The sequence below is a fragment of the Psychrobacter sp. DM4 genome (assembly GCF_051307035.1).
Lineage (GTDB): Bacteria > Pseudomonadota > Gammaproteobacteria > Pseudomonadales > Moraxellaceae > Psychrobacter.
Window position 1 is genome coordinate 1,108,963 of sequence record NZ_CP195536.1, and the last position, 25,873, is coordinate 1,134,835.

The 25,873-nt window shown below is 45.1% G+C and carries 20 protein-coding genes; 10 read left to right on the top strand and 10 right to left on the bottom strand.

All coding sequences use genetic code 11. The features are described from left to right. Positions 1-49: 49 nt before the first annotated feature. From ACR64G_RS04895 to ACR64G_RS04920, 6 genes are all read left to right on the top strand, one after another. Positions 50-1,525, top strand: coding sequence for an aldehyde dehydrogenase family protein (locus tag ACR64G_RS04895; protein ID WP_435980398.1), 1,476 nt, complete (start codon positions 50-52; stop codon positions 1,523-1,525). 175 nt (positions 1,526-1,700) lie between these two features. Beyond that, a complete protein-coding gene (locus ACR64G_RS04900; protein ID WP_435980399.1) occupies positions 1,701-2,690 on the top strand; it encodes a membrane dipeptidase in 990 nt (329 codons plus the stop codon). A gap of 185 nt (positions 2,691-2,875) precedes the next feature. Beyond that, positions 2,876-4,555, top strand: a complete 1,680-nt coding sequence (locus ACR64G_RS04905) for a BCCT family transporter (protein WP_435980400.1) — start codon at positions 2,876-2,878, stop codon at positions 4,553-4,555. Between the two features lie 181 nt (positions 4,556-4,736). Then, positions 4,737-6,497 (top strand): hypothetical protein, encoded by a 1,761-nt coding sequence (locus ACR64G_RS04910; protein WP_435980401.1) that lies wholly within the window; start codon positions 4,737-4,739, stop codon positions 6,495-6,497. After that, on the top strand, positions 6,494-7,219 hold the full coding sequence (locus ACR64G_RS04915; RefSeq protein WP_435980402.1) for a DUF3726 domain-containing protein: 726 nt from the start codon (positions 6,494-6,496) through the stop codon (positions 7,217-7,219). Before ACR64G_RS04910 ends, ACR64G_RS04915 begins: the two co-directional genes overlap by 4 nt. 304 nt (positions 7,220-7,523) lie before the next feature. Then, positions 7,524-8,564: a hypothetical protein gene (locus tag ACR64G_RS04920; RefSeq protein WP_435980403.1), complete on the top strand. Its 1,041-nt coding sequence runs from the start codon at positions 7,524-7,526 to the stop codon at positions 8,562-8,564. 139 nt (positions 8,565-8,703) lie between these two features. Here ACR64G_RS04920 and ACR64G_RS04925 read toward each other — a convergent pair whose 3' ends face one another. The 6 genes from ACR64G_RS04925 to ACR64G_RS04950 form a co-directional block, all read right to left on the bottom strand. After that, complete coding sequence (locus tag ACR64G_RS04925; RefSeq protein ID WP_435980404.1) at positions 8,704-9,852, bottom strand: HupE/UreJ family protein; 1,149 nt, start codon at positions 9,850-9,852, stop codon at positions 8,704-8,706. Then, positions 9,852-11,039 (bottom strand): tetratricopeptide repeat protein, encoded by a 1,188-nt coding sequence (locus tag ACR64G_RS04930; RefSeq protein WP_435980405.1) that lies wholly within the window; start codon positions 11,037-11,039, stop codon positions 9,852-9,854. The genes ACR64G_RS04925 and ACR64G_RS04930 overlap by 1 nt, the downstream gene beginning before the upstream one ends. 76 nt (positions 11,040-11,115) lie before the next feature. Then, on the bottom strand, positions 11,116-11,403 hold the full coding sequence (locus ACR64G_RS04935; protein ID WP_435980406.1) for a hypothetical protein: 288 nt from the start codon (positions 11,401-11,403) through the stop codon (positions 11,116-11,118). Between the two features lie 27 nt (positions 11,404-11,430). Further along, positions 11,431-12,945 (bottom strand): DUF4331 domain-containing protein, encoded by a 1,515-nt coding sequence (locus ACR64G_RS04940; protein ID WP_435980407.1) that lies wholly within the window; start codon positions 12,943-12,945, stop codon positions 11,431-11,433. A gap of 336 nt (positions 12,946-13,281) precedes the next feature. Then, the gene (locus ACR64G_RS04945; protein ID WP_435980408.1) at positions 13,282-14,115 is read right to left on the bottom strand and encodes an IclR family transcriptional regulator; all 834 of its coding nucleotides are present in this window, start codon (positions 14,113-14,115) and stop codon (positions 13,282-13,284) included. Positions 14,116-14,139: 24 nt separating this feature from the next. After that, complete coding sequence (locus tag ACR64G_RS04950; protein ID WP_435980409.1) at positions 14,140-15,294, bottom strand: acyl-CoA dehydrogenase family protein; 1,155 nt, start codon at positions 15,292-15,294, stop codon at positions 14,140-14,142. 219 nt (positions 15,295-15,513) lie between these two features. On the opposite strand from ACR64G_RS04950, the gene ACR64G_RS04955 reads away from it, so the two are divergent. The 4 genes from ACR64G_RS04955 (at position 15,514) to ACR64G_RS04970 (ending at position 21,189) form a co-directional block, all read left to right on the top strand. Then, positions 15,514-16,290 (top strand): enoyl-CoA hydratase, encoded by a 777-nt coding sequence (locus ACR64G_RS04955; RefSeq protein ID WP_435980410.1) that lies wholly within the window; start codon positions 15,514-15,516, stop codon positions 16,288-16,290. A gap of 79 nt (positions 16,291-16,369) precedes the next feature. Beyond that, positions 16,370-17,947 (top strand): 3-hydroxyacyl-CoA dehydrogenase, encoded by a 1,578-nt coding sequence (locus tag ACR64G_RS04960; protein WP_435980411.1) that lies wholly within the window; start codon positions 16,370-16,372, stop codon positions 17,945-17,947. An 83-nt stretch (positions 17,948-18,030) separates the two neighbouring features. Next, positions 18,031-19,233, top strand: a complete 1,203-nt coding sequence (locus ACR64G_RS04965) for a 3-oxoadipyl-CoA thiolase (RefSeq protein WP_435980412.1) — start codon at positions 18,031-18,033, stop codon at positions 19,231-19,233. 273 nt (positions 19,234-19,506) lie between these two features. Then, the gene (locus tag ACR64G_RS04970; RefSeq protein WP_435980413.1) at positions 19,507-21,189 is read left to right on the top strand and encodes an NAD-dependent malic enzyme; all 1,683 of its coding nucleotides are present in this window, start codon (positions 19,507-19,509) and stop codon (positions 21,187-21,189) included. A gap of 353 nt (positions 21,190-21,542) precedes the next feature. On the opposite strand, the gene ACR64G_RS04975 is transcribed toward ACR64G_RS04970, so the two are convergent. The 4 genes from ACR64G_RS04975 to ACR64G_RS04990 form a co-directional block, all read right to left on the bottom strand. After that, positions 21,543-21,986, bottom strand: coding sequence for an enoyl-CoA hydratase/isomerase family protein (locus ACR64G_RS04975; RefSeq protein ID WP_435980643.1), 444 nt, complete (start codon positions 21,984-21,986; stop codon positions 21,543-21,545). Positions 21,987-22,139: 153 nt separating this feature from the next. Continuing rightward, positions 22,140-22,931 (bottom strand): enoyl-CoA hydratase-related protein, encoded by a 792-nt coding sequence (locus tag ACR64G_RS04980; protein ID WP_435980414.1) that lies wholly within the window; start codon positions 22,929-22,931, stop codon positions 22,140-22,142. A 56-nt stretch (positions 22,932-22,987) separates the two neighbouring features. After that, entirely contained in the window at positions 22,988-24,478 is a 1,491-nt protein-coding gene (locus ACR64G_RS04985; protein ID WP_435980415.1) for a CoA-acylating methylmalonate-semialdehyde dehydrogenase, read from the bottom strand. A gap of 83 nt (positions 24,479-24,561) precedes the next feature. After that, on the bottom strand, positions 24,562-25,752 hold the full coding sequence (locus ACR64G_RS04990) for an iron-containing alcohol dehydrogenase (RefSeq protein WP_435980416.1): 1,191 nt from the start codon (positions 25,750-25,752) through the stop codon (positions 24,562-24,564). Between the last annotated feature and the right edge of the window lie 121 nt (positions 25,753-25,873).

Below are 25,873 nucleotides of genomic sequence, written 5' to 3' on the forward strand. Positions count from 1 at the left end.
AATGTAATTTCATTACTCATTAGTTTCTCATCGTTTATTAAGGATTTTTATGTCAACTCAAACTGCCAAACCAGTATTACAACAAGACCCAAGCCAATCGATCTATATCAATGGTGAATGGCAAGCGGGCACCGATACTATCAATAACATCAACCCCTCAGACATCAGCGAAAGCTTAGGTGCGTTTGCACAGGCAAGTACGGATCAAGTCAAAGATGCTATTGCTGCCGCCCGTCATGCTCAGCCAAAGTGGGAGGCGACGCCACTTGAGAAAAAACAATCTATCTTACAAGCGATTGGCGATGAGATGATCGCTCGCTGTGATGAGCTGAGCACATTATTGTCTCTTGAGGAAGGCAAACCCTTTGCCGAGGGTCGCGGTGAGATTTATCGCGCAGGACAGTTCTTTCATTACTACGCGGCTGAAGTACTGCGTCAAATCGGTGATACCGCAGATTCAGTCCGTCCTGGGGTCAAAGTTGAAGTGACTCGTGAGGCCGTCGGTGTAGTCGCAATTATCTCGCCTTGGAACTTTCCAACGGCAACAGCGGTTTGGAAGATTGCGCCTGCCTTAGCCTTTGGTAATAGTGTCATCTGGAAGCCAGCCAATCTGACGCCAGCGAGCGCGGTCGCTATGGCTGAGATTATTCATCGTCAAGGTCTGCCAGAGGGCACGTTTAACTTGCTATTAGGTGGCGGCTCATCGGTAGGTGACGCGCTTATTCATTCAAAAGACATCGACGCGGTGAGCTTCACAGGATCAGTATCGACAGGTCGCAAAGTCGCTGCCGCCACCGCGCCAAACTTTGTGCGTTGTCAGCTAGAGATGGGCAGCAAAAACGCCTTGGTTATCGCTGATGATGCTGATATGCAAGTCGCTGTAGACGCCGCAATCGCAGGCGCTTTTGGTGGTTCTGGACAAAAATGTACCGCCTCTTCACGCTTGATCGTCATGGACGGCGTACACGACGCTTTTGTTGATGCCATGATCGCGCGTATGAAAACGCTAAAAGTCGGTCATGCATTAGATGATGGTATCTTTATGGGACCTGTCGTGGATGACAAGCAGCTCGCCTCAAATATGGACTGGGTCGAAAAGGGCAAGCAGGAAGGCGGTAATTTAGCCTTTGGCGGTGAGCGCCTAGAGATGGCCAATGATGGCTATTATATGTCGCCAACTTTGTTCACAGAAACTGATAACAGCTGGGATATTAACCAAGAAGAAGTGTTTGCGCCGCTGGCTTGCGTTATGCGCGCCAAAGATTTGGAAGAAGCAATTGCCATGACTAACGATACGCGCTTTGGTTTGACAGGTAGCATCATTACCCAGAGTCTGCGTAATAGCGCGATGTTTAAAGAGCAAGTGCAAGCGGGCTGCGTCATGGTTAATCTGGCGACGGCGGGTACGGATTATCATGTGCCTTTTGGTGGCCGTAAAGAGTCAAGCTTTGGTCCGCGTGAGCAAGGTCAGTATGCCAAAGAGTTTTATACCATCGTCAAGACCGCTTATCAAAAAGCGTATTAATAAGATAAGGCGTAGATGTAGGGTGGGTTAGTTTTTCAAGCTCTTGTAAAGAGTGCTGACAAAACGTAACCCGCCACTTTAAATGTAAATTGCTAAATGTCGGCGGGTTACGCTGTCGCTAACCCACCCTACGTCAGAATTAAGTTTAAGAATGAGTCATAAGAGGGATATCAATATGTACCAAGATCATATCGTCATCGACGGTTTGCAGTATAGCCACTGGGATCGCGACTACTTCAAGATGCTAAAAAATAGCGGTATCAATGCGATGCACGCCACCTTGGTCTATCACGAAGATGCGCGTCAGACCATAACCCGTTTCGCTGAGTGGCACACTCGCTTTGAGCAAAATTCTGATTTGATTATGCCTGTATATTCGGTCAACGATATCCAAACGGCAAAAGAGCAGGGCAGGGTCGGTATCTTCTTTGGCGCGCAAAATTGCTCGTCTATCGATGATGAGATTGGTCTGATTAGCGTTATGCGCCGTTTAGGTTTACTCATCATGCAGCTGACGTATAACAATCAAAGCCTGCTAGCGACAGGTTGTTATGAGTCAAAGGATAGTGGGGTCACGCGTTTTGGTGAACAAGCGATAGCGGAGATGAATCGCGTCGGTATGATTGTCGATATGTCACACAGCGCTGAGCAGTCCACGCTTGAGGCGATAGAAGTATCGTCGCGTCCGATTTGTATCAGCCATGCCAATCCAACTACCGCTCACGATGCGCTGCGTAATAAATCAGATACCGTTATTAGTGCTTTAACCAAAGCGGGCGGATTGCTTGGTTTTAGCTTATATCCCTTTCATTTGCCAAACGGTAGCGATTGTACGCTTGATGATTTTTGTACCATGATTGCCAACTGTGCGGATAAATACGGCGTAGAGCATTTAGCGATTGGTAGTGATCTATGCCTAAATCAGCCCAAATCTGTACTTGAATGGATGCGTAACGGGCGCTGGTCCAAAGCGATGGATTATGGTGAAGGTAGTTCAAATAATTCAGGATGGCCGGATAATCTGCCTTGGTTTGCAGGTAAAAAAGGCATGGAAAATATCTATAACGGTCTGCTCAAGCATGGTTTTAACGAGTCTGACGCGGGCAAGATCATCGGTCAAAACTGGTTTGACTTTTTGGAGCAAGGGCTTAAGCCTGCGCCTTAGCATTAAGAACCTTGCAAGCATAGCTATTTACTACCGTTAAAAGTCACTTCGCTATAAAGCACCTGCTGCTTCATAGCGCTCATTGTCATTTAGAGATACAGATTTTAGAGGATAATTATCCTATTTAGACTCTCATTTGATTTGTACCTTAGTTAATTTTGATGCAACAGGACTGGAGCCATACCATGGCCGATTTAAAAGGATTTAACGATAAAGAGCAGGGACGCTCACACAATCCAAGCTCAACTTCGGGCAACTTAACTCGCACGGAAGTCTCAACAGATACTTTAGGTCTCAAAAACCCAGCCTTTTGGTACAGCGGCGGTTTTATTACCCTCTTTGTATTGATGGCAATATTTGCAGAAGAGCAACTAGCCGTCGTCGTAAATACCGCTTTTGCTTGGTCAGCCAATATCTTTGGCCCCTTTTGGCAGATATTACTATTAGCGACTTTTGTGATTGCACTCGCCGTTGGTGCTGGTCGTACGGGACGAGTTATTTTGGGCAACCTGCCTAAGCCTGAGATGGATAATTTTAAGTGGATGGCTATTTTGTTTTGTACGCTGCTTGCAGGTGGCGGAGTGTTTTGGGCAGCGGCTGAACCTATCGCGCATTTTGTCTCAGCGCCACCTTTATATGGTGAGTCGCCAGATTTGCAACAACGTGCTTTTAATGCTTTATCCCAGTCCTTTATGCATTGGGGCTTTTTGGCGTGGTCGATTGTCGATAGTTTAACGGCGATCGTCGTGATGCATTTGCATTATGACAAGGGTCTACCGCTCAAACCGCGTACGCTCTTGTATCCTGTGTTCGGCGAGCGCGTGCTCACCGGTCAGACCGGCGCTATTATCGATGCTTGTTGTATTATCGCAGTAGCGGCAGGCACGATTGGACCTATTGGATTTTTGGGATTGCAGACGAGCTATGCATTAAATGAGCTGTTTGGCATTCCTGATACTTTTATCACTCAGCTCCTCATTATTGTCTTCGCTATTATTCTCTATACGATTTCTGCGATCAGTGGTCTGGCTCGGGGTATGCAGCTGCTCAGTCGATTTAACGTCATATTAGCCGTTGTACTTATGGTCTTTATCTTAGCGTTTGGACCGACCAACTTTATTGTCAACGGCTATATCCAAGGCGTGGGTACTATGGTTGACAACTTCATTCCAATGGCGACTTTTCGCGGTGATGAGGATTGGCTTGGCTGGTGGACGGTATTCTTTTGGGGTTGGTTCTTAGGGTATGGTCCTATGATGGCAATCTTTATCGCGCGCATCTCGCGTGGTCGTACCATTCGCCAGCTGATAACGACCGTTTGTATTATCGCGCCACTCGTGACTTGTTTTTGGTTCACCGTCGTTGGCGGTTCAGGTCTAGCTTTTGAGATTGCCAATCCGGGTAGCGTGAGCGCCGCTTTTGAAGGCTTTAACTTGCCAGGCGCGCTCCTTGCGGTCACCCAGCAATTACCGTTCCCTCTAATTACCTCGATATTGTTCTTGATTTTGACCACCGTCTTTATCGTGACCACAGGCGATTCGATGACTTATACCATCAGTGTCGTTATTAGCGGCGAGCATGAGCCAAACGCTATGATACGTACCTTTTGGGGCGTAATGATGGGGATTACCGCTATTGTTTTGATCTCCTTGGGTGCAGGCGGCGTCAGCGCATTACAATCCTTTATCGTGATTACCGCAGTGCCCGTGTCCTTTATTTTACTACCGTCACTCTGGAATGGACCACAAATCGCTCAGCAAATGGCGCGAGATCAAGATCTGTACCGACCTAACCGTGTAGAAACCAATCATAAAATCGCTGAGGAGCAGCTTGCTAAAGAAAGACAAGCTAAGAATATTAAGTAACAGACGCTAAGTTATAGACAATAGGTCACTGGTAAATTATTAATAAAACCAGTAGTTTATAAGGGTATATTTTCATTTTAAATGAGGATATACCCCAAGTGCATGAAACAGGTAAAAGAGGTTGTTTGTCGCAACGGTTGACTGTTTTTAGGGTCAACCCTTTATATAAGGTAGTGTCATTATGAATGTGATTCAGGCAAGTAATAATAGTCTTGACGTAGTGGCACAGCCTTTACGCAGCCCTGATACAGTGATGAGTGCTCAAAGGCTAGGTGCTATGCATCAAACGCGCATCAGCTTTGTGCGCACACTACTGCGTAAAATTGATAAGGAGCAATGGACGCTGACAACTCATCTTTGGGATTTGGACGAGGGCGGCTATGGGCAAGTGATTTATCGCTTGCAAACGCCTGAGCACACTTACCATCTCGTCGTGTTTTGCCAAGCGCTTGCCGATGATGAGCGTAACGATCGCGTCATAGCGCAAAAGTGGGATGTTACCTTCGGTCTGGTATTTGGCGAGATCAGCCAAGAGCTGCTCGACAATCTAAAGGCTAACGTGCCGCTACAAGAAGCGGGACGCAACTCCAACATGGTTATGGTATTGGCGCGCGCCAACAAAAGCGTGCGCGTCTTTGATCATATTGTCTCATCATTAGCCGAGGGTCAGCAGCCTGATCTCGATATACTCGCGCAAGTCGGTTATATCCTGCGTACCACGGCGGTCTATGGCAATGGTAAGTTTGGCATTTACGACTTTAAGCCACTGGATCACAGCGAGGATTTTAATCAGTCGTTTCGCGCGCAGATGTGCGCCGTTTATTTGTTACGTGAATTTAGCCTAGATTGGGTAGATTTTTTGGCGAAGAAAAAAGGCGGCAGCAAAGCGGTCACCTTGCATCCAGAGATCAAGCGGTATCTAGGTATTGGTAATGCGACGGGATTAGGTATGGCGCCTTATCTGATTAATCATCCTTGTATCGTTGATCAATGGCTGACCACGCGTGAAGAGGCGCTACAATCTGTTCTAGTCTGTACGATTGAGCCTGAAAGGCTTGCTTATTTTTCAAGTTTATTGAGCCGCGCCATTCAGCATTTCACTGAAATTATCACTATTAATGAGCAGCAAGTGACGTTGAATGAAACTGTCGTCGCAGAGCTTACGCTATTACAAAATAACATGCTCATGACAATGAAGGGCTATAAGCGTTGGGGTGATTTTTTGCAAGATCATGAGCATCTCAATTATGAGAGCCAAGAGGTGATGATCTCTTGCTTAATTGAGCTGTATCCTGAGCGCGTGGATAACTTTCAAGAAAAGGTCAATGCCGATGAGACCCTATCGCTGCCTAAAGGCAAAACCGTTCAAGACTTAATAACAGTGCTTGAGACTCGCTATCAATGGGCCATTACGATAGATTTCAGTGTGCCTGATAACCGCTATTGGTTTTGGTATCGCTCAGTGGACAAAGAGGAGCCACGTATGGGCGTACGCGGACAAGAGCAGGGCGATGATCGAGAGTTATTCTTAGATATTGCCCGCCAAACCAACAAGCTATACTTGACGCTAAAACAGGCTGATTCCGAGCAGCTTATCTCGCAGTTTATCTTAGGTGCGCCCAAGTATCGCGCTATCGCCAGACGCGTCTGGACGATGGGGCATAAGCCTATGGGCGATATCCAAATCAATGTGCTCAAAAAGGACACTTTGCCTATTCATCTACTCCGCTGTAAGCTTTCTATGTTTGGCGCAACCAAATTTGACCCCAGATCCGATCGCTGGGTACGTGTCACTTTGTTCCAAGGCGCGCCTTTATTTTATGAAGTACATAGTGATGAGTGGCTGTTTCCGCTATTGCCTAAGCTTGACGAGTCTGCGGCAGAACCCAAGAATACAGCTGTACTAAAGGTATCGGCGTCAGATCAGGAGGCGGCGCTATGATCGTCTCACGTAACGAGATCGTCTCTATGGTATACAAGGCGTTCTCAGGCTTGCACCGTGAAGTCGGTGAGGCAGATTTAGTCGCTACTATGGTCGCTGAATTGCAAATGGCAGGGCTGGATGGTGTGGGCCAATTTAACAACGCTACGCCTTTTATTCTAAAAGAACAAGACACGCCTATAGAGATTATTCATCAAGATATAGGTGAGGTTAGTCTAAATTTGCATAACAGTAGTCTGGCCTGTCACCTGCCCGCGGTTATGGACTATGCACTTGAGCTGATGGACAATCGCGATCATTTCAAAATGACCTTGCAAAACTGTCATAATCGCTGGCTTGCATATAGCGAGCTTGTGAGTTTGGCGGCAAAAGGCTTAGCTTGCCTTGCAAAATGGGACAACGGTCATGCGCCTAAGCATACGCTATTTACTTTAAATCAAGGTTTTGTCTATCCAGATATCTACTTTTTTGATGAGAGGCAAACGCGTCACGATACCAACGATATGGTCATTGAGCTTGCCACTAGCAATTTTGACATTGAGCAAGAGATTGAACACTTTAGTCATAAGATATCGACCGATGAGCTGTTTGAAACCCATCAGCGCGCATGGAAGCAAGGCATCTACGTTGATGATGAACAGTGGGCGATACTCAAACAGACGGCCGCTGCGATACTGGTCGAGAACAGTGAAGCTTCAAGTAAAGGCGCAGGCGGCGTCTAGTATGGCAAACATCGAAGCAAAAGCATAAATAATCTATAAAACTTATAAAGCATACAGAGCGGTTTGTTATGATAACTAGCCGCTTTTTTGTGATGATCTGATTATGCTAGTCTGATTTTTTACCCAAGATAGTAAACATTGGAAAGTAAGCTGATTAGGGCTATAACTTACGCTTGTTATAATGATCTATTTGGCGCACTATAGAGCCTAACTAGGCGATAAGGCTATGATTTTATTGATAGCTTTGAGTTAGATTTAAGCCCAAGGATAGGGCACCATACCAACGATTTATATTGGCGTTTTTATGACACGCAATTTGTCAGCTCATTCACTCAAAGCATCGATAGTCATACTGGTTTTGGTATTACACGGCGCTACAGTGTGGGCGATGATGTCTATAGAAACGCCTACGCGCGCTGAGATAATACCTGTCACCAAACCGATTCAAATAGAGCTGATCACACTGGAGGCGGCTACGAAAAGTGTAAACACAGACTCAAAACTTGTCACGCCTATACCTGAAAACGTAAAAGTAGCCGAGCCTCAATCAACACCAAAGTCAGTTGCACCAAAACCAGCAGTCTTGCCAGCCAAAGACAAACCTGTGCTAGCAGTCAAAGAGTCTAATAAATCATTACAGATAGCTGATTCCAAGATAGAAGAAACACAAGATAATATATCATCAACGGATACTCCCAATACAGAGTCTAGCCAAGAGCGTACCTCTTCAGCGCTACAAAGTGCGACAATAACAGAGTCCAGAACTTCATCTAGCGATGCCACTCAAACAGAAGACTCCGAATTTGATCTTGCTGCTATGATTAGAGCAATCAACGCGCAGCACAAGCGCGAGCAAGCAGAGCAGCGTCGGTCTTTGGCCAGACAGACCGATAGGAAGCTCAAACAGCAAGAAGAATGGCGATTACAGGCTGAGAATGAAACCATTACTAAGATGCTTGCTTTAGCGGCTGAGCAAGCCGCGCAGCAACAAGAAGATATGGACAAGGTTGATAAGTCAGTGACCAAAAGCGATGAGATAACGCCTTTTATCGCAGATTATGGCAGCTGGCAGGATGAACGCGAACCGATTACTAGCCTGTCTTCAGTTGTCTGGAGAAGTATCGATAGAGATTTGGGGGATGTATTTATCGTATTACTAGAGTTGCATGTCACTAAAGAGGGCGATATCACCGAGGTACAAATACTTGAGACGTCAGGTAGTCCAATCATCGATGCTATATCAACCACGCAAGTCAGAGGCGGGCAACTTAATCCAATACAACAACAAGGTATCAAGGTCGATGCTATTGTGCCGATGTCTTTGATATACGAGCGACCATCCTAACAACAGCTACGCCGCAATTAAGTGGTAAGGCAATGAGCTATGATTAAATAGTCTTTGCACATTGACAAAATAAAAGCCCTGAACTCACAATGAGAACAGGGCTTTTATTTTGAGAGTTTGAAACTTGACTGTTAAATGTCTAACCAAGCGCCCGCTCAAAGAACCACCATAGCGCAACAACTATGCTTATAAGCGATCCCAGATAAAAAATACCCCATTTATAAAACTGCGTATGACGCAGTATCAGGGCTAGCGGGAAAACAACGGCGATAAATACCAGTTGCCCAAGCTCAATTCCGACATTGAAACTAAGAAGCGCTAGTACGCGGGCACTAGTCGCTAATGGCAAATCGACAAGGACATTGGCAAAGCCAAAGCCGTGAATCAGACCAAATACAAAGGCCAAATAGACGGCTCTAACTCTAAGTAACGGTACCAGATTGTTCAGCGCAGCAAAGGCAATAGATAGCGCAATGATAGATTCAATAATTTGCGCAGGTATACTGACAACTTGCAAAGCAGCCAGGCTAAGCGTGATTGAATGCGCCAAGGTGAATGACGTTGCAATCCAAAATACCTCTAATAGTGCTGATTTTGGTTTGCTCACCGCCACCAATTGTTTTTGTTTACGTATATACACCGCTGGTATTAACAATACAAACAAGAATAGCAAATGATCCCAACCAATGAGCAAATGATGTATACCACTTTTTAAAAAGTTAAACGCCATAGCCAGCATGCCTGTATCAGCTTGCGAGCCAAGCGGACTTTGTCCCACTGACAATACCTGCAGTGAAGTATCGTCACTTGCTTCGGTCAACAGCAGACGGTGATTGGCATCAATACCTGCCAGTGTCTGATAGTCAAGATTATCTAAAGTAGAGGCACAGGCCACTTTAAAATCAGTATATAGATAATTGAAGCCGCCGCGAGTATTGATAGCTAAAGGCGCAAATGTGGTGACTTGGCAGGGTTGTCCTACGCTTTGCAAGCTAACTTGCGAGGCAATTAGCGCCTCTATGAGCGGCGCTTGTGCTTTAACCTCCGACCAACTCACTTCACTATCTTGGTTTGGGTCTATATCTATGAGCAGCGCTAAATCTCGTAGAGACAACTCATATTGAGCTGCGTACTGAGACTCAGAATCAATAGCATTTAAGTTCAAATAAGCGGTACTAGACTCATGTGCTTGTACTAGAGTAGCTGTCATTGCAAGCAGCATTGTTAGCAGTGAGAGTATCAAATAGCGATAAGTGCGCCGCCAATGTAGTCCGTTATAAGTGCTCATTAAGACTTATCCTTATTCATCGCTTGCGTCGCAGTACAGTTTAGACACTCCTCAATTTTGCCTAAGATTAAAGCGCGCTCAAGCGTAGGGTACTCAAACTGCGTATCGCTGATAAATTGACGAATAATGTTAATGTCCTTTTTGCTATCCGCTTTTATGGCAGTGGTTGCATATAGCACGATATCAGCGGTTTCGCGCTGCTGCTGCCAGTTGTCCTGCGCTAAGTTGAGCGCGTCATCATTTTGCTTAGCAAGCAGAGCGTACATTGCTTGCTCACGCGTGTGGGCTTTTTCGCCTCGCAATTGCCAAACGTCGATACGCTCTTTCATTAATGCAAGGTTTGCATCCGCTTTAGGGTCGCCCATCTTCATTTGCGCCTCGATAAGGCGCAGCAGCAGCGCGTCTTTATCGGTATGATTTTGTAGCAAATCGATTACTTGCTGGTATTTACCGATACTGAGTAACCAATCCGCGCGCGCCATCAGTGCTGGTACTGTTTGATCATCTATGACCGCAAACACTTGATTAGCAAGGGTGGTATCAGAGCTACGCAGGGCTGCATCTGCTTGAATTAAGTATATCCAAAGCGCGGTTGACGCATCTAAACGCGGCGCTAAGCTAGCAAGCGAATTGAGCGTCTGCTTAGCTTGACTTAGCTTCCCTGTCATGCTTTGAATTTGAGCGATACAGGCCGCCTGATACACCTCTAATGAAGGATCGTTTAGCTGGTCGCAATAATCCATAGCCTCATCGAACTGTCCTTGCACAACCAGCAGCGAGGATAGCGTTAATAAGGCATCTGGGTGCGCGGGGTCTTGATTGAGTATTTGCGCTAGTATCTCTTTTGCCTGAGTAAATCTATGGTCGGATTGGAGTGCTCGCGCTCGTAGCATCAGCGTCTCTATGCTTTGATCTTCGCTTTGATCTAATTGTGCGCGTGCTTGCCCGAGCGCGCGCGGGTCGCCTTCTAAATAAGCGCGTTCTAGTAGCTGCTTGGCATTGTCCGCACTATTAAGAGTAGTAGTGGCGGTTAGATCAGATACGCTGCTATAGCGAGGAGAGGGGGAGTCTGTTGGCAAAGTCTCAAGTATTTGCAAATCATCTGTCGGTATAAAGGGCGCAGCATATAATGGCTGGCTACTAAGTATTGCTAGTAGTAAGCCGATAGAGAGCTTGATCCATAGCATAAAAGTGCTCCTTGCAAAACGTAAAGAAGCACCTGATCAGTAACCCGATTAGGTGCTGGCTGTCTCTTATACTACACTATAAAGAAGCGTTAGCATCTTCAATAGCGATAGGCTCTGCCCGATTGGCTTCAGGCAATACAATACGATCTATGTCTTGCGGTTCGGCAGTGTTGACACCGTTTACATCTGGGCTAGCATCAATTACATCAGAGGTTCTATCTACTGCCAATTGAGCATTGTTTTGATCTCTTATCAGGTCATTATCAACCTGATTTTGAGTATCGAAATTATTATTATCACTGTCGGAGCAACCAATAAGAGCAGCTGATCCGGCGAATACCATTGCTAAAAGTACATGGCGCATTGTCATTCTCCTTGAGTTAGCGTCAGCTTATCGACTATCTGAATCTGAACCTGAGTTTCCACTACCAGCATTAGGGGTAGTTAGATAAGGGAACACTGAGTCAAAGTCATTCGCAGTTTTGAGAGTAGCGCGATCGGTGAGCAATGCTTTACCCGCTTTGGCATCAGCTGGTACACAAGTCACCGCAGCTGGTAGACCGGCGTGACACAGTGCACCCATAGAGACTCGAAGCGCAATATCAGTTACATCATCACCCGGGCGTCGACCATTTGGAAATCCAGCAGTATCTACACCAGTACTAGGTCGTCCATCAGTTTGAACGCTTTGAATAAGACTAAGTAGTCCTAAGTCGTTTTGATTGCCAGCGGCCACAGCAGCAATGTTGGTGTTTAAGCGCAACATGTCGGCTGGAACTTGATTGGCATTAGCAGGTTTGTTAACCGTTGGTACGCCCGTCAAAAACGCAGTCACAAGATCCTGACGTGGAAAGTTGGTCGGCGCAGGTGCTGCAAATAAAGTCTCAATAAGTTTTGGAAGCGTTGGATAAAAGACATAATCTTTAAAGTTTGCCACATCATCTTTTGGCTCTGAAGCATTGAACTTATCTTTGTCTTTTAGACCGATAACCACTTCATTAACTAGCGGCATACCTAGTCGTGAAACTTGCGTCCAAGCGCCGCCTTTTTTGGCAGTAGTACTAATGCCTGAAGCAGGATTGCCATTTACCAAGGTTGCTTGACGCACACTTGCTGTCGTCCAAGCACCGATGACAGGGTCAGAACCAGCAACTAAACAAGCTTTTGGCACTTCCATTGCAATAGAGGTGACGTTCTTATCTGCTAATATATTAGTTCCACCAGTACGCGACAGTGTAGGATCAAGATTAATTAGATCAAATACTTTACCTAGATCAATCGAAAAGCCTTCAGCACGTTGACCGACGAATACTTTACCCTTAGCATTACAGCCTGGAATGGTTAAATCGTTAATAAATCCTCTTGCATAAGTAGGGTAGTCAGCGAAAGATTTGGTACCAATATAATCAAACGGCTTATCAAAATTACCTAATGACGTACGGTTGCCACTACGGCGATCACCCTTGACCATGGTTACTTCATATTTTTCACTAGTTTGTAAATTATTTTTGATCGACGCATCACCAGCATTGGATAAAGGAATAGCGACTTTTGATGGACCGCCTGAATCGATCTCAATGCTATTTAGGTCTTGAGTAAAATCAAACTGAAAGGTGATATCTTCAACAGCATCGCCATCGTTATCGATGTGAATCTCATACAGCGCATCTGGGTCAAGAGCGAAATAATTAGGCCCGCCGTATGCATCCTGTAATGGCAGATAGTTTGCGATAATCGTGACGTAATCACTACGGTTGTTCTCGTAACTATTGAACATATAAAAGTCAGAGGCATCGACTTTTGGAGTTTTGGTAATTGAAGGGGCTTCGCGGTGACTTGAAGCGACTGCACTTGCACTCATGCTTAGAGCTATCGCTGCTATCAGTGCTTTTGTCGTGTGTTTCATACGTATCCTTGTAGAGAAACTAAAATAAGAGTGAAGTAAATTATTGAAACTACAGTGATTTTTATTATCAATAACCATAGTTGTTACAAAGTATACCCTTAAATTTCTGTAGCTGTTTGTCTTTCTATCGGCAATATTGCTACGCTCGTCAGATGTTACAAACATTTACACTTTTGAGATACTTATACTCTGGTAGAAATTAATTAAGTTTTACTCGCGAACGTTGCAATCATAAACATTAACGACCGGTCTCATTCGGAATTAGAGGAGTGAACAAAGTGATTTGCACAATTCCTTCATCATTGGCAATAAACAATATATCTAAAGTCTGTTTTATCAAAGTACATAAAGGTTGCTTTCAATATTATGTTTCATATGCAAGAGCCTTGGGGCGATATCCTCTTCAAGCGTTTTGCGACTCAGCACAAAACTTGGCGCGCCGCAATTAAAAGTGAGTAAGCCCTCAACGGGGTGCATAATAGCCGTAGCAACCGCATTGACATCCTTTTGCCAGTCCCCAAACGAAAAACAATACCCAAAGTCCTCAAAGTCTTTAAAGGCTAGATCTAAGCTACGTTTTATTTTTGACCAGTCTTTATCATGCTTACTCCGAATCGCATTCATAATAAAATCCTGTTCAGGGGTAGGCATGCTCGCTAGGCAGGCGCGTCCCATCGCACTAGAGTGCATAGGTAAATAGGAGCCGACATTACGGCGCATCGTTGTGGTACTAGAGCCTTGTACCACGTGAAGATAGACCATCATTAGCCTGTCACGAGTCGCCATGGCAACCGCACTACCAGCGTAGTTCGCAAGCTCCTCCATATGCGGCGTGACTAGATTGTTGATAGAGATGTTCGCCATCATCGTATAGCCAAAGCCTAATACGCCAACCGCTAGCTGATATTTGCTACTTGTGGTGGATTGTTTTAGGTAGCCCAATTTGACCAAAGTATATGTTAGGCGCGTGATCGTGCCTTTAGGTAGACCCGTTAATTGGCTCAACTCTTGATTGCCGAGTAGTGGCTGCTGCGGAGTAAAACAGCGCAGTAGCTCAAGCCCGCGAGCAAGAGCGGTCACAAACTGCCGATCACTCTGATCTCGCATTTGGGTCATAGGCTCAAGCAGCTCAAAGGATGCACTGCTAGGGGTCGTATCAGATATTGTCATAAAGAATTGTAGTCTTGGTTGAGTTTATTCACTGACTTCTCTGATCATATTACGAGCGATTATGATCTGCTGAATCTGCGTGGTACCTTCATATAGACGATACAGACGCACATCACGATAGAAACGCTCGATACCATAATCTGCAATGTAGCCGGCACCGCCAAGAATCTGTACCGCTCTATCAGCAACGCGTCCACACATTTCAGTGGCGAACATCTTGCAACAAGAGGACTCTGTAGCGACATCTTTGCCCTCATCACGCAGGCGTGATGCATCGAGCACCATAGATTTGGCCGCATAAATCTCCGCTTTTGAGTCCGCAAGCATCGCCTGAATCAGCTGGAAACTAGCAATAGGCTGACCAAACTGTTTACGGTCGACAGCATAACGCAAGGCATCATCGAGCATGCGTGTGGCTGCGCCCGTACTGGCAGCGGCAATATGTAAGCGCCCTTTATCAAGTACTTTCATCGCGGTCTTAAAGCCGACACCTTCAACACCGCCGATAAGTGCATCAGCAGGTACGACGCAATTATCAAAGATAACATCGCAAGTATGCGCACCTTTTTGGCCCATTTTTTTATCCCATTTACCAAGCGTAATACCTGGGGTATCGCTCTCAACGATAAACGCTGAGATACCGCCCGCCCGTTTATTCTCAGGATCGGTACGCGCCATCACGGTAAATATACCTGCTTCAGGCGCGTTAGTGATATAACGCTTGGTGCCATTTAGAACATAAGTATCACCATCTTTGATAGCAGTCGTTCTAAGGGAGGCCGCATCCGAGCCAGACTCAGGTTCAGTCAAACAAAACGAGCCGATAATCTCACCGCTAGCGAGCCTAGGCAGGTACTTTTGTTTTTGTTCTTCAGTGCCGTCGATGACTAACCCTAAAGAGCCGATACCGTTGTTGGTACCGATGAGCGAGCGAAAAGCGGGGGAGGTGCGTCCCATCTCAAAGGCGACGATGACCTCTTCTTCCATAGTCAGACCAAGACCGCCGTATTCTTCTGGAATAGTGAGACCGAATAATCCTAATTCGCGCATTTGACTGATGATGTCTTCTGGTAGACGATCGTTTTCGGCAACCCAATCCTCTTTAGGTATGAGCTGATCATTGACAAATTGGCGAACGGTGTTGAGGATATGGTCGAGGACTTCTTGATCTCTAATCATGTGACTTCCTTGTCTGATGTGACTGAATAATGTAAATAGTTAGGATTGGTCTTAGTACTAGCAATTGATTGCATAACTCATTGTTTTACATAAATGGCTTGTATGAGCTAAATAGCATAATCTATAATAAGGCAGATTACAACAATTTCGGTTTTGAAAACCGCACTGCGGTATTTATTAGTACTATAGATTCGATGAATAACTAACAAGGATATCATTATGGAAGAGTCAATAATCACTTGTGAGACCTTAGATAGCGGCGTGAGCGTAATAACCCTTAATCGTCCGAAAGTTCGCAACGCTTTAAACGCTGAGTTACGCGAGCAAATGGCAGAGATTTTTATTCGATTAAACGATGACCCAAAGACAAAAGCCATTGTACTTACTGGTGGCGATAAAGTGTTTGCCGCTGGTGCGGATATCAATGACTTCTTGACCGCAAAGACAGTCGATGTTTATTTGCGTCATAGCGAGCGCTACTGGGATGCTATCACTCATTGCCGCAAGCCCATCATCGCCGCGGTCAATGGTTACGCACTAGGCGGCGGCTGTGAGCTGGCTATGCACGCCGACATCATCGTCGCGGGCAAGTCAGCCAAGTTTGGACAACCTGAGATTAAAATTGGATTAATGCCAGGAGCAGGCGGTACGCAGCGGCTGTTTCGTGTGCTTGGCAAGCATAAAGCCATGAAGATAATATTAACGGGTGACATGATAACTGCTGAAGCAGCGGATCAAATGGGGCTGGTCTCTGAAGTGGTCGAAGATAAGACGACTATTAAGCGTGCTATTGAAATCGCGGAACAACTAGCAGGATATTCGCCGATTGCCTTGGCCCAAATAAAAGAAGTTGCTAATTTAGGCGTGGATATGCCACTACAAGCGGCGTTGGCTTTAGAGCGTAAAGCCTTTCAGATTTTGTTCGATACCAAAGATCAAAAAGAAGGCGCAAAAGCTTTTTTGGAAAAACGTGATGCGAACTATACAGGTCGGTAAAGTACTGAATACCGCATATAAATTTTGAAGACATAGCTAGGCAATAGGGCTATGCAACACGCGTATATAAAGGATTATTATGACTGTTAAATCATCAGATATTCAATCGTTGGCCATTGTTGGCACGGGCATTATGGGCATGGGGATTGCCCAAATCGCAGCGCAAGCAGGGATTCAAGTAATGTTGTTCGATGCCAAATCAGGTGCTGCTGAGCAAGGACGCCAATCACTTCAAGCTATGCTCGAGAAACTAGCCGCTAAAGGTAAATTTACCGAGGAGCAGCTACAAGCGACTTTGGCTAATCTGATAGTGATTGAAGATATAGCCAAAGTTGCCAAAGTAGATATCGTCATTGAAGCGATTATCGAGAATTTAGAAATAAAAAAACAGCTGTTTAAACAGCTAGAAAGCATTGTTCCTGCCGAAACAATTTTAGCAACCAATACTTCATCGCTCGCGGTAACCTCAATTGCTTCTGATTGCGAGCACCCAGAGCGCGTAGCAGGATTTCACTTCTTTAATCCAGTACCGTTAATGAAAATTGTTGAAGTGATTCCAGGGCTCTCTACTGACCACCGTGTTGTAGAGACGCTTACTGATCTAGCCAAACGCATGGGTCATCTAGGCGTCGTTGCAAAAGATACGCCAGGGTTTATTGTCAATCATGGCGGTAGAGCTTATGGCACAGAAGCCTTAAAAATACTAGGCGAGGGCGTGGCTAGTTTTGAGGACATTGATCGTATTTTGCGTGATGGCGCAGGTTTTCGTATGGGGCCGTTTGAGCTGCTCGATCTCACGGGTATCGATGTTTCACATCCCGTTATGGAATCAATTTATAATCAGTATTACTTTGAGCCGCGCTATCGCCCGCATCCCTTGACCCGTCAAATGCTAGAGGGTAACAAGCTGGGCCGTAAAGTTGGTGAGGGCTTTTATCACTACATCGAAAACAAAAAACAAGACCGTCAAAAAGCGACCACTGATACGGCTAAAACATCATCCTACAAAACAGAAACTAATTTTGCAAACCTATCAGTTTGGATTGGTGCAGATCTAGCGGCGAATAAGCAAGAATTAGTTGATTATTTAGGTGCTAGTAACGTAACTATCGATGATAGTGATAAGCCAAACCCTGATAGTTTGGTGTTACTGGCAATTTATGGCGAGGATACCACCAACGCCGCCATCCGCTATCAGGTTAATCCAAAGCAAGCAGTCGCCATCGATATGCTAACGGACTTATCTCGTCATCGCACCCTTATGCCAAGTATCGTCACAGAGGATAGATTTGTAGCGCAAGCATATGCTCTATTTGGTAACAGCTCTGATGATACTATCGATGCTACGATCATTACTGAAAGCACAGGCTTTGTGGCGCAGCGAGTCGTGGCTATGGTAATTAATTTAGGCTGTGATATTGCTATGCAAGGTATCGCCACACCAAAGGATATCGACAATGCCGTCAAGCTTGGCTTAGGATATCCATATGGGCCTATCTCATGGGGTGACGCGCTTGGAGCCGAGCGTATTTTACTTATCTTAGAGCGTATTTATGGGTTAACCGGTGATCCGCGTTACCGTCCAAGTCCATGGTTGCAACGCCGTGCTAAACTCGGTATCTCCTTATTCACTCAGCAGCGCAATCGTGAACGCTAGATTGCTGATGCTAAGAGATAGACCAATTTAATAAACTTTATATGTTAATGATGCAAATTCTCTAAACACAACAAGGAAACGTGATGTTAAATGCTTATATATATGATGGATTAAGAAGCCCTTTTGGTCGCCATGGTGGCGCGCTTGCAACCGTGCGCCCTGATGACATGATCGCAACCGTGATAAAAGCTTTGGTTGAAAAGCACCAATTGCCCAGCGACATCTTTGATGAAGTACTCATCGGTAATACCAATCAAGCAGGGGAGGACTCACGTAACATTGCTCGCAATGCGGCACTGCTCGCAGGATTAGATGTCACAACGCCCGGTCAAACGGTCAATCGCCTATGTGCGTCAGGGCTATCTACGGTCATCGATGCCGCGCGCAGTATCACTTGTCATGAAGGTGACATATTTTTGGCAGGTGGCGTTGAGTCCATGACCCGCGCGCCGTTTGTATTTGCGAAGACCGAGCAGCCCTTTAGTCGCGACTTTAAAGTATTTGATACCACTATCGGCAGCCGCTTCCCCAATCCTATTTTGATCAAAGAGTTTGGTGGCGATAGCATGCCGCAAACCGGTGATAATGTCGCTCGCAAATATGGAATTACTCGCGAGCAAGCTGACAAATTTGCCGCCGCTTCGCAAGCGAAATACCAAGCCGCCAAACAATCAGGTTTCTTTGACGATGAAATAACACCAATTATGGTGTCGCAAGGTAAAAAGTTACCCAACAAAGCGATAGTGGAGGATGAGCATCCTCGCGCCAGCTCTACTGTGGAAGCACTGCAAAAGCTCAGACCATTAAATGAAAATGGCATAGTCACGGCAGGTAACGCATCAGGTATCAATGATGGCGCAGCGGCGCTTATTATTGGCTCAAAGCAAGCAGAAGAGCAGCTAGGCTTTAAGCCTATTGCCAAAATTCTATCCTCTGGCGCTATGGGGGTTGAGCCAAATATAATGGGCGTAGGCCCTGTTGAGGCGATTAAACTGGCATTGAAACGTGCTGATTTGACCCTTGATGATATGTCCATCATTGAGATTAATGAAGCATTTGCATCCCAAGTACTAGGCTGCCTAAAAGGGTTGGATATTGATTTTGATGATAAGCGTGTTAATCCGAACGGCGGGGCGATTGCCGTTGGACATCCGCTTGGCGCATCAGGCGCTCGCATAGCGTTAAGTACCGCGCGCGAGCTACAGCGTACCGGCGAAAGATACGCGGTAGTCAGTTTATGTATTGGTATAGGTCAAGGGCTTGCTATGGTCATAGAGCGAGTATGAGCTATTGAGGTAACTAGTCTAGACTGCTAAAAAGTGTCCATGATAAAAGGCTTGACGCATCTGCGAACAGGCCTTTTTTTATGATATCCATAGGATGGACCTATATTGGGTATAGATAGTTTGAACACTTTTTATAAGGCACGCTCTAAACAGGCTGCTTGATTAAAACACTAGATCAGAAAGATGTGCTGATGCTATGCATAATGCTGATGTTATGTATAATATGGTGATAGCAAGCTTTTCACTCATATACTTTGATAAGAATATTATATTATGCTAAATCAACGTCCATTATATATCCCCTTTGCAGGGCCCATACTATTAGAAACTCCATTACTAAATAAGGGTAGCGCTTTTTCCTTGGAGGAGCGTGATAGCTTTAACTTAACCGGATTACTACCTCATAATATCGAGACGATTGAAGAGCAATCTCTGCGCGCTTATCATCAAATGAGCTCCTTTACTAGTGATATGGATAAGCATATCTACCTGCGTAATATACAAGACACCAATGAAACCTTGTTCCACCATTTGGTTGAGCAGCATATTGAAGAAGTCATGCCGCTCATATATACCCCAACGGTCGGTCAAGCTTGCGAAAAATTCTCACAAATTTATCGCCGCAAACGCGGTATATTTATCTCTTATCCTGAGCGCCACAAAATCGATGATATGCTGCAAAATGCCACTAAACACAAAGTAAAAGTTATCGTGGTCACTGATGGTGAACGTATCTTGGGTCTGGGTGATCAAGGTATCGGTGGCATGGGTATTCCTATTGGTAAATTGTCCTTATATACCGCTTGTGGCGGTATTAGCCCGGCGTATTGTCTACCGATCTTGTTAGATGTCGGTACCAATAATCAACAACTGCTCGACGATCCTATGTACATGGGCTGGAGGAATCCACGCATCTCTGGCGATGATTATAACGAATTTGTAGATCTATTTATTCAGGCTGTTAAGAGACGCTGGCCTGAAGCGCTAGTACAGTTTGAAGATTTTGCTCAAGAAAATGCGACGCCACTATTAAATAGATATCGCGATCAAATCTGCTGCTTTAATGATGATATTCAAGGAACTGCTGCGGTGTCGGTCGGTGCATTGATTGCAGCATGTTTGAATAAAGGTGAAAAACTTAGTGAGCAAAAAATAGCATTTCTAGGTGCAGGATCAGCGGGCTGCGGCATCGCCGAGCACATTATTCGCCAAATGCAGCGTGAAGGGTTGTCTGAGGCGCAGGCGCGCAGTCAGGTATTTATGGTTGACCGTTATGGCCTGCTCACGGATGACATGACAGAATTGCAGGCATTCCAAACACCGTTGGTGCAAAAAGAGGTCAACATTGGACATTGGGATAAGAGTCAGAAACTTGGGCTTGCGCAAGTGGTTAGACAGGCGAAGATTACCGTATTATTCGGCGTTAGCGGACAAAAAGGTCTGTTTACCCAAGAAGTGATCGAAACGCTATGCGCCAATACTAATAAACCTATTGTACTACCGCTGTCAAACCCAACATCTCGCGTTGAGGCCACACCGCAAGAGATTACCAATTGGAGTCGTGGTCGCGCTATTATTGCAACGGGTAGTCCTTTTCCTCATACCACCTTTGACGGTCGGACCTTTGAGGTGTCTCAGTGTAATAACAGCTATATATTTCCAGGTATTGGCTTAGGGGTGCTCATATCGCGGGCAACCGGAATCAGCGATAATATGCTCATGGCGGCAAGTCAAGCGCTTGCAGACATCTCGGTAGAGTATGAAAAAGCACCTGGTGCCATATTGCCACCTATCAGAGTCATTAAAGAGATCAGTGAAAAAATAGCTTACGCAGTAGCATTACAAGCGGTTCAAGACAAACTTTCTCTACCCATAACGATAGAGAATTTAGAACGTCGATTAAAATCTAATTTTTGGCTGCCCCAATACCGTAACTACCGTCGTACTTCTTTTTAGGTTTATAGCCTATAGTATGTATTTGATCTGAATCAATAACCATTAGTAGGCTAAAAGGGCTATATTTTCGTCATCCTTTGCAGATCTCTAGACAGTACATCTATATTTTCTGCTGAGTTTGTTTTGACTGATAAAAACTTATCTCTGTGTTCAAAATGAGAACTTGCCCTAGTGAAAAAGTCGAATATTACTAGAAGTAGTATCTGACTTTTTTATTACATTAACTTTAATAATCCTAAATTCCATACAATAAAAAACCTTTACGAGAAGCGATGACTAGGGTCGATAATCAACTGCTGACCCTGCACCATATTCGTATCTATCTGATCTAACAATTTGATTATTAATAAGATTTAAGTGTCTGTGTTAGACGTCGAAAAATAACGCTCGATATCCGCACGGGTTAACGCTTCAAGTTTATCGGGATGCCACTTCGGTGAGCCATCTTTATCAACCAATACCGCACGTACTCCTTCATAGAAGTCAGGGGTATCCATAAAATGAATAGCCATGTTCTTTTCCATCTCAAGGCATTCCTCAAGCGATTTATCTTTACCATTGATGAGCTGCTGCAAAGTTACCTTTAACGAAGTTGGTGATTTCAAAAGAATGGATTCTAATGCTAGTACTGCCCATTCATTGCCATTAGCAGCTCCATCCTCTAGCGATGTCACTATCTCCTCAATCGTGTCATATTGAAAATGATGACTTATGTCATCTTGGTTGGCTTTCAGCTCTGCAATATTTGCTGATTTAGTAGTATTTGAAGCAAAGAAGGCATTGAGATCTTGATCAATTGAGGCCTGTGACCACGTCTGAGTGAGTTATTTTATTTAAGCTATACAGAATTAAATTTGTTATAAAAAAATAAAGCATGATGACCGCTACATATCAAAATAAGTATAACGATAACCATGCTTTGGGTTAAGATTACTGACAATTCTAAAAATTTACCCTTTGAAATCAGGCTTACGCTTTTCCATAAAGGCATTCACGCCTTCGACCATATTTTCTGTCTCAAATAGCTGCACCCATTGCTCAGCTTCAATCTCTAAGCCTTTATCCAAAGTGGTTGCCATCCCTTCGTTGACAGCTATAATCGTTGCTTTGACAGATTCGGCGCTTTTGTTAAGAGCAATAGACTCAGCGAGTTTTTTGGTCTCATCCATCAATTCAGCGAGGGGCACTGATTTATTCACTAGGCCGATTTTTTCAGCCTCTTGACCACCGATAAATCGACCCGTCAGGATTAGCTCCAAGGCTTTAGCTTTATTAATAATGCGGGCTAACCTTTGAGTGCCACCGAATCCAGGTATCAGACCTAGATTTAGCTCTGGCTGACCTAGCTTGGCTTCATCAGCGGCAAGACGCAAATGACAACTCATAGCAAGCTCTAATCCGCCACCCAAACAAGCGCCATTAATAGTGGCGATAACAGGCTTAGTGGATGCCTCAATAGTATTCATAACGGCTTGAGCATCTTGTGATAGTTTTTTGCCTTTTTGAGCATCATTAAACGCTTTGGTGAACTCTTTGATGTCTGCACCAGCGACGAACATTTTACCTGTACCTGTTATGACGATTACCTTGACACTTTGATCAGCTTGCGCAGATTTAAAACATTCAGATAGTCCGTTAAGTGTAGTTGTACTTAATGTATTAGCAGGTGGACTATTAATAGATATATAACCTACCTGATTTTCTACACTGAAATCGATATTTTCGAAAGTTTGATTTTGCATGGTGTTTTACCTTATTAAAGTTATGTTCAAAAAATTTTACTTATAAAAGACGACTGTTAAGTCGGCATAGAGAATTGCTTCTCTTCTCGCAATGCCGCACTAGGCCAGCGCTGCGTCACTGTTTTACGTCGAGTAAAGAATCTTACGCCATCTGGACCGTACATAGCCAAATCACCAAATAGTGAACGCTTCCAGCCGCCAAAGCTTTGCGATGCTACAGGTACGGGTAGTGGAATGTTGACGCCAACCATACCGACTTGAATAGTATCGATAAAATGACGCGCAGCTTCTCCGTCGCGAGTATAAATACACGTGCCATTTCCATATTCATGGTCATTTATAAGCTGTACTGCCTCATCCATGGTCTGTACACGCATAACCTGTAAGACAGGACCAAAAATTTCGGCCTCGTAGCTGTGCATCTCTTTGGTGACATGGTCAATAAGAGTTGGACCCACAAAGAATCCTTGCTCGTAGCCTTCTGACGCGGCTTCAGAGCCGTCGATAACGAGCTTGGCACCTTGATCGGTAGCACTTTTGATATGCTCTAGGATCTTCGATTTGTGTGCCTCTGTGATGACAGGGCCAAAGTCGTTGTGTTTATCTGAATGCACACCAAATTTGAGCGCTTCAATAGCAGGTTGCAATGCCGCAATCATTTTGTCAGCAGTCTCATCACCGACTGCAACGGCTACAGACAGCGCCATACAACGCTCACCTGATGAGCCAAAAGCGGCGCCTAAAAGTGATGTCACTACATTATCCAAGTCGGCATCCGGCATGACAATCGCATGGTTCTTTGCACCGCCAAGTGCTTGGCAGCGTTTGCCTTGTGCAGCGGCTGTCGTATAGATGTATTCAGCGATAGGGGTTGAGCCCACGAAGCTAACGGCTTTGACATCGGGATGATGTAAAATAGCATCGACGGCTTCTTTACCACCATTGACGACATTGATGACGCCATCTGGCAAGCCCGCTTCTTGTAGCAGCTGCGCGATAAACAATGTGGCACTGGGATCACGCTCAGAGGGTTTTAGTACAAAGGTATTACCGCACACAATAGCCATAGGGAACATCCACAGTGGTACCATCACAGGGAAGTTAAAGGGCGTGATGCCAGCGACGACGCCTAGCGGATGAAACTCACTCCAAGAGTCGATATCAGTACTCACATTGCGACTGTGCTCGCCTTTGAGTAATTCAGGTGCGCCGCACGCATATTCAACATTCTCAATGCCGCGTTGTAGCTCACCTGCCGCATCATGAACGATCTTTCCATGTTCTTCGCCGACTAGTCTGCATATTTCAACAGCATTTTGCTCTAACAGTTCTTTGAATTTGAACATGACACGAGCGCGTTTTACTGGTGGTGTTTTGCTCCATGCTGGAAAAGCTGCTTTAGCCGCAGCAACCGCTTCGCCGATTGTTTTTTCACCGCCTAGTGCCACTTGTTTGCTGATGTCACCTGTGGATGGGTTGTAAACCTCTTGAGCTTGGCTGTCATTATTGACTAGGCTGCCGTTAATAAAATGTCCGATCGTTTGCATAATGTGTTCCTTTAAACGTTTTGGTGATAGGGGGATTAAAAATTAATAAGGACTACCTAAGTTCGGTGTATCAGCTCTGTGTATCAGCTCGGTGCATTTTCAACCGAGTTGGTGTCATCCCATAGCAAGGTATAAAGCTGAATCATCTCTTCTAAACTAGGTATGCGAGGGTTATTATTAGGTGACCCTGAGGCGAATGCTTGTTCACACATTGTATCGATGAGCTCATCAAAATCTGCTCTTTGTACGCCAAATTCAGCGAGTGTCGGCACCTGCAATTCTTTATTTAAGTCTTTCAGATAAGTAACCAAGCTCACGTTTGCCTGATCATCAGTTTCACTAGAATCGGATACGCCCAATGCACGTGCACAGTCCGCATAGCGAGCAGGCGCACTAGAGATACCGAACTCCGTGATAGTTGGTAGCAACATCGCATTCGACAATCCGTGCGGCACATGGAAAAAGGCTCCAATTGGACGACTCATACCGTGTACCAGTGCGACTGAAGAATTACAGAATGCAATACCGGCTAAAGTTGAGCCTAGCATCATTGCCTCACGCGCCGTCTCGTCTTTGCCATCGTGATAAGCGGTTTGGATATTGGGTCCGATAAGGCGTAAGGCGGCGAGCGCCTGTTGGTCGCTGTAAGCATTACGTTTGGGGCTGATATACGCCTCAATAGCATGAGTCATCGCATCAATGCCCGTATCTGCCGTCGTGCGCGGTGGTACGCTCATCGTTAGACTGTAATCGATAATAGCTGCTACTGGCATAAATCCCATACCCACACACAACAGCTTCTCGTTATTAGCGTCATCGGTAATGATGGTAAAGCGGGTTACTTCTGAGCCTGTGCCTGCGGTCGTGGGTATCGCGACAATAGGTAAGCCTGCCTCGTTCACTTGACGAGGAAATTTATAATCACGCATGACACCGCCGAACTTTCCTAGGATAGAGATGGCTTTGGCGCTGTCGATAGGACTGCCGCCGCCCAAGGCAATGAGTCCGTCGTAGTCTTGAGCTTTTACTAGCGACACACCTGCCGCGATAGAGCTTTCGGTAGGCTCTGGCACAGTATCTGAGAAGACATCGGCCACGATATTCATCGCTTTGAGGATAGCTTGTACATTATCAACGTAACCCAGTTTAACCATCATCTCATCAGTGACGATAAGAGGTCTTTTTATACCTAAGCTGTCCAATATTGCTGGTAGATTCTGACAAGCATCGCGTCCGATTTCCATGGTTCTTGGTAGCAAGATACTGTGTGACATAATTACTCATCCTTGTATTAACAGCTATTAATAAGAGTTTAGGTAAGTCGGTTATTCATCGTACAAACCGCATATTTAAATGGCTGCTTAAGTGACTGATATCAACTTAATAAATTCGTAT

Excerpts from the sequence above, each read along its gene's own strand:
- ACR64G_RS04895 (WP_435980398.1), top strand. The coding sequence starts at position 50 with ATGTCAACTCAAACTGCCAAACCAGTATTACAACAAGACCCAAGCCAA.
- ACR64G_RS04900 (WP_435980399.1), top strand. The coding sequence starts at position 1,701 with ATGTACCAAGATCATATCGTCATCGACGGTTTGCAGTATAGCCACTGG.
- ACR64G_RS04905 (WP_435980400.1), top strand. The coding sequence starts at position 2,876 with ATGGCCGATTTAAAAGGATTTAACGATAAAGAGCAGGGACGCTCACAC.
- ACR64G_RS04910 (WP_435980401.1), top strand. The coding sequence starts at position 4,737 with ATGAATGTGATTCAGGCAAGTAATAATAGTCTTGACGTAGTGGCACAG.
- ACR64G_RS04915 (WP_435980402.1), top strand. The coding sequence starts at position 6,494 with ATGATCGTCTCACGTAACGAGATCGTCTCTATGGTATACAAGGCGTTC.
- ACR64G_RS04920 (WP_435980403.1), top strand. The coding sequence starts at position 7,524 with ATGACACGCAATTTGTCAGCTCATTCACTCAAAGCATCGATAGTCATA.
- ACR64G_RS04925 (WP_435980404.1), bottom strand. The coding sequence starts at position 9,852 with ATGAGCACTTATAACGGACTACATTGGCGGCGCACTTATCGCTATTTG.
- ACR64G_RS04930 (WP_435980405.1), bottom strand. The coding sequence starts at position 11,039 with ATGCTATGGATCAAGCTCTCTATCGGCTTACTACTAGCAATACTTAGT.
- ACR64G_RS04935 (WP_435980406.1), bottom strand. The coding sequence starts at position 11,403 with ATGCGCCATGTACTTTTAGCAATGGTATTCGCCGGATCAGCTGCTCTT.
- ACR64G_RS04940 (WP_435980407.1), bottom strand. The coding sequence starts at position 12,945 with ATGAAACACACGACAAAAGCACTGATAGCAGCGATAGCTCTAAGCATG.
- ACR64G_RS04945 (WP_435980408.1), bottom strand. The coding sequence starts at position 14,115 with ATGACAATATCTGATACGACCCCTAGCAGTGCATCCTTTGAGCTGCTT.
- ACR64G_RS04950 (WP_435980409.1), bottom strand. The coding sequence starts at position 15,294 with ATGATTAGAGATCAAGAAGTCCTCGACCATATCCTCAACACCGTTCGC.
- ACR64G_RS04955 (WP_435980410.1), top strand. The coding sequence starts at position 15,514 with ATGGAAGAGTCAATAATCACTTGTGAGACCTTAGATAGCGGCGTGAGC.
- ACR64G_RS04960 (WP_435980411.1), top strand. The coding sequence starts at position 16,370 with ATGACTGTTAAATCATCAGATATTCAATCGTTGGCCATTGTTGGCACG.
- ACR64G_RS04965 (WP_435980412.1), top strand. The coding sequence starts at position 18,031 with ATGTTAAATGCTTATATATATGATGGATTAAGAAGCCCTTTTGGTCGC.
- ACR64G_RS04970 (WP_435980413.1), top strand. The coding sequence starts at position 19,507 with ATGCTAAATCAACGTCCATTATATATCCCCTTTGCAGGGCCCATACTA.
- ACR64G_RS04980 (WP_435980414.1), bottom strand. The coding sequence starts at position 22,931 with ATGCAAAATCAAACTTTCGAAAATATCGATTTCAGTGTAGAAAATCAG.
- ACR64G_RS04985 (WP_435980415.1), bottom strand. The coding sequence starts at position 24,478 with ATGCAAACGATCGGACATTTTATTAACGGCAGCCTAGTCAATAATGAC.
- ACR64G_RS04990 (WP_435980416.1), bottom strand. The coding sequence starts at position 25,752 with ATGTCACACAGTATCTTGCTACCAAGAACCATGGAAATCGGACGCGAT.